Annotated in this window: 8 protein-coding genes; 5 read left to right on the top strand and 3 right to left on the bottom strand. The window is 60.5% G+C overall.

Annotated features, from left to right (window positions below):
• Positions 1-91 precede the first annotated feature (91 nt).
• The 5 genes from AC6RA8_RS00545 to AC6RA8_RS00565 all read left to right on the top strand — a co-directional run bounded on the left by AC6RA8_RS00545 (position 92) and on the right by AC6RA8_RS00565 (position 6,367).
• Positions 92-1,684 carry an ABC transporter substrate-binding protein gene (locus AC6RA8_RS00545; RefSeq protein WP_500350172.1) on the top strand — a complete coding sequence of 531 codons (1,593 nt, stop codon included), beginning with the start codon at positions 92-94 and terminating at the stop codon, positions 1,682-1,684.
• 105 nt (positions 1,685-1,789) lie between these two features.
• Positions 1,790-2,746: an ABC transporter permease gene (locus tag AC6RA8_RS00550; RefSeq protein ID WP_500350173.1), complete on the top strand. Its 957-nt coding sequence runs from the start codon at positions 1,790-1,792 to the stop codon at positions 2,744-2,746.
• A 118-nt stretch (positions 2,747-2,864) separates the two neighbouring features.
• Entirely contained in the window at positions 2,865-3,683 is an 819-nt protein-coding gene (locus tag AC6RA8_RS00555; RefSeq protein WP_500350174.1) for an ABC transporter permease, read from the top strand.
• Positions 3,684-3,750: 67 nt separating this feature from the next.
• Complete coding sequence (locus tag AC6RA8_RS00560) at positions 3,751-5,385, top strand: ABC transporter ATP-binding protein (protein WP_500350175.1); 1,635 nt, start codon at positions 3,751-3,753, stop codon at positions 5,383-5,385.
• A gap of 145 nt (positions 5,386-5,530) precedes the next feature.
• Entirely contained in the window at positions 5,531-6,367 is an 837-nt protein-coding gene (locus AC6RA8_RS00565; RefSeq protein WP_500350176.1) for an alkaline phosphatase family protein, read from the top strand.
• A 181-nt stretch (positions 6,368-6,548) separates the two neighbouring features.
• On the opposite strand, the gene AC6RA8_RS00570 is transcribed toward AC6RA8_RS00565, so the two are convergent.
• From AC6RA8_RS00570 to AC6RA8_RS00580, 3 genes are all read right to left on the bottom strand, one after another.
• Entirely contained in the window at positions 6,549-7,016 is a 468-nt protein-coding gene (locus AC6RA8_RS00570; RefSeq protein ID WP_500350177.1) for a hypothetical protein, read from the bottom strand.
• Between the two features lie 322 nt (positions 7,017-7,338).
• Positions 7,339-9,237 carry an acyl-CoA synthetase gene (locus AC6RA8_RS00575; protein ID WP_500350178.1) on the bottom strand — a complete coding sequence of 633 codons (1,899 nt, stop codon included), beginning with the start codon at positions 9,235-9,237 and terminating at the stop codon, positions 7,339-7,341.
• A gap of 158 nt (positions 9,238-9,395) precedes the next feature.
• On the bottom strand, positions 9,396-10,975 hold a 1,580-nt coding region (locus AC6RA8_RS00580), incomplete at its 5' end, for an ABC transporter transmembrane domain-containing protein (protein WP_500350179.1).

A 10,975-nucleotide genomic window follows, 5' to 3' on the forward strand; every position in this document is an offset into this window, starting at 1 on the left:
TTCCCCTTGCGGGGTGTCATCAAATAGGTACGCTGACGACGTAAACAAGAAACGCGCCACAAAGGCGCAGGGGACCAACCGGGAGAAATCGATGTCACATGAACTGGAACACCTGTCCGCCAAGGTGGCGGCAGGCACGATGACGCGACGCGAATTTATGACGCGGGCCGCAGCACTTGGCGTGACTGCCGCTGTCGCATCCTCCATGCTCGCCACCGAAGCCAAGGCCGCACCCGTCGCGGGCGGCACGTTCAAGATGGGTATTCAGGGCGGTGAATCCACCAACAGCCAGGACCCGGCCACATGGGCCTCCGATGTCCCGCTGGCAGGTGGCTTCCTGTGGGGGGAACCCCTGGTCGAGCTGGTGGCAGATGGCAGCCTCAAGGGGCTCGTGGCCGAAAGCTGGGAGGGCTCGGACGACGCCACGGTCTGGCGGTTCAAGATCCGCAGCGGCATTTCGTTCTCGAACGGCGCAGCTGTAACCGCAGATGACGTGCTGAAAACAATGGAGCGCCACTCAAACGAAGAATCGAAATCCGGCGCCCTTGGCATCGTGCAAGGCATCGAAAGCATGCGCACCGATGGCGACGTGTTCGAAGTGACACTGGGCGTCGGCAATGCTGACCTGCCTTACCTGATGGCCGACTACCACCTGATCATCCAGCCCGGCGGCGGCTTTGACGACCCGGCAGCCGCCATCGGCACAGGCCCCTACACGCTGGAATCAGACGAACCCGGCGTGCGCATGACTTTTGCGCGCAAGGCGGACTACTGGGGCGGCGACCAGACCCAGGTCGCACACTACGATGCGGTCGAAATCATCGTGCTGAACGATGCAACGGCCCGGACAGCAGCCCTGCAATCAGGTCAGGTCGATGCCATCAACCGCGTCGAACCCAAGATCGCCAAGCTGCTGGATCGCGCACCCACTGTGAACGTGCTGTCGACCCAAGGGCGCGGCCACTACGTGTTCATCATGCATGTGGACACAGCACCGTTCGATGAAGTCGAACTGCGCCTCGCCCTGAAACACGCGCTCAACCGCGAAGAAATGGTCGAAAAGATCCTGCAGGGCTACGGCTCGATCGGGAACGACATGCCGATCAACGCGGCCTACCCGCTCTTTGACGACACGATCCCACAGCGCGAATTCGATCTGGAAAAGGCGGCCGAGCACTACAAAAAGTCCGGCCATGACGGATCGCCCATCATCCTTCGCACCGCAGACGGCGCCTTCCCGGGTGCAGTCGATGCAGCGGCTCTGTTCCAGCAATCCTGCCAGGCGGCGGGCATCCCGCTGGAAATCAAGCGTGAACCGAACGACGGCTACTGGTCCGAGGTCTGGAACGTACAACCCTTCTGCGCCTCCTACTGGGGCGGTCGCCCGGTACAGGACCAGATGTACACCACCGCCTACCTATCGACGGCGGATTGGAACGACACCCGCTGGAAGCGCCCGGAATTCGACGAAATGCTGCTCGAAGCCCGCGCCGAAATCGATGAAGGCAAGCGCAAAGAGATCTACTCCAAGATGGGCCGCATGATGAACGAAGAGGGCGGCGTGATGGTGCCCATGTTCAACGACTTCGTGGATGCGGTTTCCGCCAAGGTCCAGGGGTGGGAGGCGAACCCGAACGGTCCGCAGATGTACTGGAAAACGGGTAAGTACACCTGGAAAGCCTAAGCCTGCATCACACCGCGCCCGCACACAAACGGGCGCGGTTTTTCAATTCACGACCCTGCGCACGCCCCTGACCGGGCGGCACCGGTCCCATCAGGACCCCACCCCATGCACCCCATCCTGAAACTTGTCGCAGAACGCCTCGCTCTTGGTGTGTTGCTGTTGTTCGCGGCCTCTGCCCTGATCTTTGGCCTGACAGAAATCCTGCCCGGTGACGCAGCACAGGCCATTCTGGGCCAATCCGCGACGCCCGAAAGCCTTGCCAACCTGCGCGAAGAAATGGGCCTGAACCGCCCGGCCCTGACCCGCTACTTCGAATGGCTGGGCGGCATCGTGACCGGGGATATGGGGGTGGCGCTGACCAACAAGCTGCCCATCGGGGAACAGATCGCGCGGCGCATGTCTTCCACGCTGTTTCTCGCCTTCTGGGCGGCCATTATCTCGGTTCCCCTCGCAATCCTTCTGGGTCTCGTCGCCGTGCGATTCCAGAACCGCTGGCCTGACAAGCTGATCTCAGGCGTCACACTTGCCTCGATCTCGCTGCCCGAGTTCATGATCGCCTACATCCTCGTCTTCTTCTTCGCGGTCAAACTGTTCTGGGCTCCGTCCTTTGCCTCGATCAGCCCAGGCATGCCGCTTCTGGAACAACTCCACGCCATCTCGCTGCCCGTCGCCGTGCTGACGCTGGTGGTGCTGGCGCATATGATGCGCATGACACGCGCCGCCATCCTGAACGTGATGCAATCGGCCTATATCGAAACGGCAGAGCTCAAGGGCCTGACAACGTTCAAAGTCATCTACCGCCATGCCTTTCCCAACGCGATCGCGCCCATCGTGAACGTGGTGATGATCAACCTTGCCTACCTCGTGGTGGGTGTCGTGGTGGTCGAAGTGGTCTTTGCATACCCCGGCATGGGCCAATACCTTGTGGATGCCGTGGTCAAACGGGACGTCCCCGTAGTACTCGCCTGCGGTGTGATCTTCGCCGCCGTCTACATCCTCCTCAACATTGTGGCGGACGTGGTTTCCATTCTGGCCAATCCGCGATTGAGGCACCCAAAATGAGTTTTTCACCGAGAAAACCCATTTCGTGCGACCAAGCGTCTTTGCCCAGCAAGGGCGCGGGGAGGCACCCGGTAGCCATTCCAGCCTCCCAACGACGCCAAAGCCAAGGCGAAAACCAATGTTAAAAAACATCCCCCTCTCCGCCGCCATCGGCCTGCTGATCACCGGCACCTACTTCCTCGCCGCCCTCTTCGCGCCTCTTATAGCCCCCTACGGCATGGCCGAAACCGTCGGCGACGTGTGGGAGCCGTCCTCCGCCGCCCATTGGCTCGGCACCGACCAGATCGGGCGCGACCTGCTCACCCGCATGATCTTTGGCGGCCAAACCACAATCTTCATCGCCACCGCCGCCACGATCCTCAGCTTCACCACCGGCTCCGTCCTCGGCTTCCTCGCCGCCGTCTCGGGCGGCTGGATCGACCAGGTGATGAGTCGCCTCGTCGACCTCTTCATGTCGATCCCCTCCCTGATCCTGGCGCTCGTGATCCTGTCCAGCATCGAGGCCACGGTCGTCACCCTCATCATCATTATGGGCCTGCTCGATAGCACCCGCGTCTACCGTCTCGCGCGCGCGGTCGCGGTAGACATCAGCGTCATGGATTACGTTGAAGCGGCCCGGCTTCGGGGTGAAAAACTCGGCTGGATCATCTTCCGAGAAATCCTGCCCAACGCGCTCTCTCCGCTCGTGGCGGAAATGGGCCTGCGCTTCATCTTCATGGTGCTTTTCATCTCGACGCTCAGCTTCCTCGGCATCGGTGTCCAACCCCCGCTCGCAGACTGGGGCGGCATCGTGAAAGAGAACAAGGAAGGGATCAACTTCGGCATCGGCGCAGCCCTCTACCCGGCCGTCGCAATCGCCACGCTCGCAATCAGCGTAAACCTGATCGCCGACTGGATTCTCAACCGCACAACCTCACTCAAGGGAGGCCGCGGATGACTCTTCCCTTCTTTTGGCCCAAAATACCTCGGGGGTCCGGGGGCAGCGCCCCCGGGAATACGCAACCATGACCACACCACTGCTCAAAGTCCGCGGCCTCAAGATTGGTGCCACCGTGTACCCACCGGGTGAAAAACCCCACGACATCGAAATCGTGCACGGCGTCGACTTCGACGTCGAACCGGGCAAGGTGCTGGGCCTGATCGGCGAATCCGGCGCAGGCAAATCCACCATCGGCCTCGCCTCCATGGCCTATGGGCGTGGCGGCGTGAAACTCACCGCCGGTTCGGTCGAAGTGAACGGGCGCGACGTCCTGAAGGCACCGCTCAAGGACATCCGCAAGCTGCGCGGGGCCGAAGTGACATATGTGTCCCAATCCGCCGCTGCCTCTTTCAACCCGGCCAAACAGATCATGGAACAGGTGATAGAGGCCGCCGTGGGCCAGGGCAAATTTACCAAGGCGCAAGCGCAAAAACGCGCCGTGGAACTGTTCACCAAGCTCGGCCTGCCCAACCCCGACACGATCGGAAACCGCTACCCGCACCAGGTCTCCGGTGGGCAACTCCAGCGCTGCATGACAGCGCTCGCGCTCTGCCCCGAACCCGACCTCGTGGTGTTCGACGAACCCACCACCGCGCTCGACGTCACCACGCAAATCGAAGTGTTGAAAGCGATCAAGGACGCCATCCGCGATACCGGGGTGGCCGCGCTCTACATCACCCACGATCTCGCCGTTGTCGCACAAGTCAGCGACCACATCATGGTGCTGAGGCACGGCAATATGGTCGAATACGGCACCACCGATCAGATCATCAACGCACCCCAAGAAGACTACACCGAGGCGCTCGTCTCAGTCCGCTCGATCACCCACGAAGAAAAACAACCCACCGAACCCGTCCTGCGCGTCGAAAACATCACCGCCCGCTACAAGGGAACGAATTTCGACGTCCTGCACGATGTCAGCGTCGACATCAGCCCGGGCCAGACACTAGCGGTGGTGGGGGAATCTGGTTCCGGCAAATCCACCCTCGCCCGCGTGATCACGGGCCTTCTGCCCCCCACGGCAGGCAAGATCACCTTCGCAGGCCGCACACTCACCCCCGATCAACCCAGCCGCAGCATCGAAGACCTGCGCGAGCTGCAGATGATCTACCAGATGGCCGACACCGCCATGAACCCGCGCCAGACGGTGGGCACGATCATTGGGCGGCCGCTGGAATTCTACTTCGGCCTCAAAGGCGCCGAGAAACAGAAACGCATCCAGGAACTGCTAGACGAAATCGAACTCGGCAAAGGCTTCCAGGACCGCTACCCGGCGGAACTCTCTGGCGGACAGAAACAAAGGGTCTGCATCGCCCGCGCCCTCGCTGCCAAACCCAAGCTGATCATCTGTGATGAGGTCACATCCGCCCTCGACCCGCTGGTCGCGGACGGCATCCTCAAACTACTCCTGAACCTGCAAAAGATCGAGGATGTGGCGTATCTTTTCATCACCCATGACCTCGCCACGGTCAAAGCGATCTCGGACAGCATCGCCGTGATGTACCAGGGCAAGGTCCAGCGCTATGGCACCAAGTCCCACGTGCTCACGCCGCCCTATGACGACTATACTGACCTCCTGCTCAGCTCGGTGCCGGAAATGAAACTCGGCTGGCTCGAAGACGTGATCGCCAACCGCAAAATGGAAAGCGCCGGAAACTAAGGGACGGTGGGCGGGGCGTCTTTGCCAAGGGCAAAGCGCGTCCGACCCGTCCCGCCCGCCAATTTCGCAACCTCACCTGCACAAACATGTCTTGGTCCCGACACATCTGTCTGCCTACAGTGCCCTGACACGAAGGGGGCCCGCCATGACCAACAAACTCCTGCTGATCATCCTCGACGGCGTACCGCTGCGCAATTTCCGCCGCCTCTTCGGCAATCTCGAAGGGTGGGTCGACAGCGGCGCCGCTCAGACATGGACACATCGCAGCGTGATCCCCTCCATCTCGGCATCCTGCTACGCCTCGATCCACACCGGGGTCACGCCCGCCGAACATGGCTGCACCGGCAATGGCAACGTATTCCGACTCACCCACCCGGACGTCTTCGGACAGGTCCGCAAGGCAGGCGGCACCACAGGGGCCGTCGCCCATTCCTTCTGGTCGGAATTCTTCAACCGCCACCCCTTCGATTTTGTCCGCGACATCGAATATGACGAACCAGACAGCGCCACGATCAACCATGGCCGGTTCCACAGCATGACGGGTTACGGGGCGAACAACCAGATGACGCCGTCAGACGTGGACCTCTTCGGCACGCTCACGAACCTCTGCGCCCGGTTCGATCTGACCTACGGCATGCTGCACACCTGCACACTCGACAGTATGGGGCACCGCTTCTTCCACGATTGTCAGGAAATGGATGCCGCCTGTTTCGTCATGGACGAAATGCTGGCCCCATTCATCCCACGCTGGCGCGCCATGGGGTACGAAGTGATCGTGACCGCCGACCACGGACAGGACGACCGCGGCCACCATGGCGGGCGCGGCGCGCTCCAGCAGGAAACGGCGCTCTACTATTTCGGAGAGGTCAAAGGCCCCGATGCAGACACCGTGATCGACCAGTTGCAACTGGCCCCCACGATCCTGAACCGCCTCGGCGCCGACATCCCCGACACGATGAAGGCCAAACCGTTCCTGCGCTGACCGAAGCCGTGCCAGTGGCGGCCCGTGGGCTGCCGCTCAGCCGTTCATTCCCCTCGATTTATGGTCAGTATTTGCCCGAAACGCAGCTTCAGCGCACAAACAGACCCAAAGCGGCAGCCCGCCCGGACGGGCCGCCACTGGCACGGCGCCTTCGGCTCGATTCCGTGCCCCGGTTCTCCGCTCAGGCCGTCGCCTTGTAATCCGCAAACACTTCGGCCAACTGCGCCGCCTGCTGCATCCCCTGCACCCGGCGCTGCAATTCCCCCTGCCCGTCAAACAGCAACAACGTCACGTGCGGTGAATTGAACCGGCGGGCAAAGGCCGCCCCCTCGGGCGTCTTGATGTCTGCCACCAGATACACCAACCCGCAATCGTCAAAGTCGCGCAGCGCCTTGCGGGTCTGTTTCTGCAAAGCCGTGCAGGTGGGACATTGCGGGTCATGGACCTGCACAATCGCCAGATCGCCCTGGCCGACGCGGCTCAGATCATGTTCAGCGGCATAGGTCCGGAACGAACTCACGCCCCAAAACCCACCGCCCAACACGACGGCGGATGCAGCCGCACCGCCACCCAGTACCGTCCGGCGCGACAGATCGCTTTTCTCCGGCTTGGATTGTGCCGCTTTCACACGTTTTTTCGACTTCGGCATCTTGTCCCCTTTCCGACACGTCTTGGTAGAAGGATAAAACAGAACACCGGGACATGCGGTCACGTCTCCGTCAGGTTCCGACCGCCCGGTGAAGAGAAGGTTAAGGGACGTCGCCAAAGGTTAACGGAAGGGTGTTGGTAAAACGCAGGTTAATGGCGGTTCAGAGGCAAAATGCGCAGTTTCGCAGCCAAAATATGCGGAACAGCCCAACTGGCGAAAAAACAGGGGAAATGCTGAGGGCCAAAAAACGCAAAAGGCGCGGCAAACTTCGCAGTTCCGCGCCTTTCACTCTGTCAAACCACACCGCACGGTGCGTTAGGATTTACTGGGCCGCCATCGCCTCGGATGCCATTTCCCACGGCCGGACAAAATCACCCAGCACAGTCTGGATCGCCGTCTCGCCCTCACCGTGTGCCGCCACCTGAGCGACCAACCCACGCTTCTTGTCGTCGATCACGGCCACGACCTGCGCCTTCAGCCCGGCCTCGGTCAACGCCGCGTTGTAAACACGTGTGATCGCTTCCTTGCGCAGGTCCGGCTTAAAGATCTTGCCAACGGCCGTCTTCGGCAATTCGTCCATGATGGTCATATGCTTGGGCTGCGCGGCCCGCTCGTGCACATGTTCCTTGCAGAACGCCATCAACTCATCCGGCGTCACGCTCGCACCATCAACCAGCTCGACATAGGCGCAAGGCAGCTCACCCGAATGCTTGTCCGGCTGACCAATCGCACCAGCAAAAGCCACGGCCTCATGGCCCAGCAGTGCCTCTTCAATCTCGGCTGGATCGATGTTGTGGCCACCACGAATGATCAGGTCCTTGGCACGGCCCGTGATCCACAAATACCCGTCTTCGTCAAAGCGACCCAGGTCACCTGTGCGCAGGTATTTTTCGTTGTAATACAAGTCTTTGTTCTTGTCGGCCTCGGTATAGGTGTTGCCCGCCCAGACACCCGGGTTGCTCACACAAATCTCGCCAATCTCGTCTACGCCCGCCTCGATTGGACCGTCCGGTGTGCCCTTGTAGATCTTGACGTCCGTGTAGGGGAATGGGATGCCAACTGACCCGATTTTCTTCTCGCCATCAATCGGGTTACCGGACACAAGGCAGGTCGCCTCGGTCATGCCGTAGCCTTCAACAATCTCCACGCCCGCAGCACTCTCATAGCGCTTGAACAGCTCTTGAGGCAGCGGCGCCGACCCCGAGAAGGTTGATTTCACAGTGCCGATATCAGCATCAATCGGGCGCTGCATCATGGCCGCGATGGCTGTTGGAACGGATGCGATGAAGGTGATCTTCCACCGCTCGGTCAGCTTCCAGATATTGTCAAACACGCCCTCGCCCCGGTAGCCCTGTGGCGTCGGGAAAATGCAATGCGCACCGGACGCAACCGCCCCCAGCAGCAAAACATGCGCCGCCATGACGTGGAAAAGTGGCAATGGCGCCAATATGTTATCCTCGGCAGTCAACAGCACAGTCGCCCCGACCCAGCCATTGTAGACCATGCCCGAATACTTGTGCTGCGCAACCTTCGGCATGCCAGTGGTGCCACCGGTGTGGAAGTAGCACGCAACGCGGTCTTCCTGCACATCCTCGAACTGCAGCGTTGTTGGATGCTTGGCACATTCTTCGTTGAAATTCAGATAGGTGACACCCGAAGCCTTCTCGAACTTCGGACGGATCAGCGGAATGATAAAGGATTTCAGACCTGACACATGGCCCAGCAGATCAACCTCGAATACGGTCTTGACGTTGGGGGCCAGCTTCACCGCTTCGGTGGTCTTCTCGGCCACATCCGTCTTTGGGAAAGCACGCAGGGTAACTACAGCCTTGGCATCCGTTTCGCGCAGGATGGCACCGATCTGTTCGGCGTCCAGCAGCGGATTGATCGGGTTCACGATGCCGGCCGTCGCACCACCCAAAAGCGTCACAACGGTTTCCGTGGCATTGGGCAGGATGTAAGCGACAACGTCGGTCGGACCGATGCCGTGCTTGCGGAACATGTTGGCACATTGCGCTGTGCGGCCCTGAAGCTGCGACCATGTCAGCGTCTCGGCCTTCGACTTTGGGTCAGAGAAAATCTGGTAGCTGACGGCGTTGTGGTTGGGGTAATTTTCAGCCGTTCGGCTCAACATACCAAAGAGGGTTTTGGCGACGTCACGCTCTTCCCATGGCATTTCGTTCTGAATGGCGTCGCGGTCCGCGATTCCGGCAAATGGCATGGTCATCCTCCCTGTAGCGCCCTGTATTCTTTGTTGCGGCGCAATTGTCCCTCGCAACAAGATGCGGTGGATTGCCGCAATGTTCAAGCATTGCAAGGGGCAGGGGACCGCCGGGACGCGGCGTCAGATGCAGTGACCTAAGGTCAAAAGCGGCTACACTATTCGGCGGCCACACCATCTGTGAACTGCAAACGCGCCAGACGGGCATAGAGGCCGTCCTCCGCCACCAATTGGTGGTGCGGTCCCTGTGCCACGATGCGTCCCTGATCCAGAACGATGATACGGTCCGCCATTTTGACCGTTGCAAGGCGGTGGGCCACGATCAACGTGGTGCGGCCCTGCGCCAGGGTATCCACGGCCTCTTGAACTGCACGTTCGCTTTCCGCATCCAATGCACTGGTGGCCTCGTCCAACAACAAGACGGGGGCATCCCGCAGAATAGCCCGCGCAATTGCGATGCGCTGCTTCTGACCGCCAGACAGCATTACACCGCGCTCGCCCAATGGGCTGTCATATCCCTGCGGCAAGGCCGAGATGAAGTCATGCGCTGCAGCTGCCTGTGCCGCCGCGACAATCTCGGCCTGCGTCGCACCCGGACGTCCGAATGCAATGTTCTCAGCGGCAGATGCCGCAAAGATGATCGGGTCCTGCGGTACGAGCGCGATGTGTTGACGGAAGGCTTCCCGCTCCATCTGTGACACATCCGTTCCGTCCAGCAGAATTCGCCCTGCGTGCGGGTCGTAAAAACGCAAGAGCATCTGGATAATAGTGGTTTTCCCGGCACCCGATGGCCCGACAAAAGCAACTGTTTCTCCCGGCTGAATGTCTAATGACACACCATCCAGGGCGTTGATCGCAGGACGCGCAGGGTATGCAAAGCGCACGTCCTCAAAGGTGATGTGACCAGACACCGGCTGAGGCACTTGCACAGGTTGCGCGATGTCCTGCACGGCATCGTCGGTTTGCAGCAGTTCAACCAAACGTTCGGTTGCTCCAGCAGCGCGCTGCAACTCACCAATGATCTCGGACAGCGCCGCAACGCCCCCCGCGACCATGACCGCATAGATGACAAACTGGATCAGGGCGCCCATCGTCATCGCGTCCGAGCGCACATCATTGGCTCCTATCCAAAGCACCCCCACGATCCCGACGAAGACCAGAAAGATGACTATCGCCGTCATCAACGCACGTGTCGCAATCCGCCTGCGCGCTGATCCAAAGCTTTGCTCGGTGACCTCTGAAAACATGCCCCGGCTGGCCGCCTCGTGCGTGAAAGCCTGCACAGTCTGCACGGCGCTCAACTGCTCAGACGCGCGGCCCGACGATGCAGCAATCCAGTCCTGATTCTCGCGGCTCAGCACCCGCAACCGACGCCCCAGCACCAGGATCGGGATGATGACGGCAGGCACGATCAACAATACCAGCCCGGTCAGTTTTGCCGACGTCAGCAGCATCAGGACCAATCCACCGATGAAGATCAGCAGATTACGCAGGGCAATGGACACCGAAGACCCAATTACGCTCAAGATCAGCGTGGTATCCGTGGTGATCCGGCTTAGTACCTCACCCGTCATGATGTTTTCATAGAAACTGGGCGACATGGCGATAACGCGGTTGAACACGGCCTTGCGAATGTCCGCCACAACACGTTCACCTAAGCGTGTCACAAGCATGTACCGCACAGCCGTCCCCACGGCCAAAAGGCCTGCGATTCCAATCGCGGCCAAAAAATACAGGT

The organism is Tateyamaria sp. (assembly GCF_059783535.1).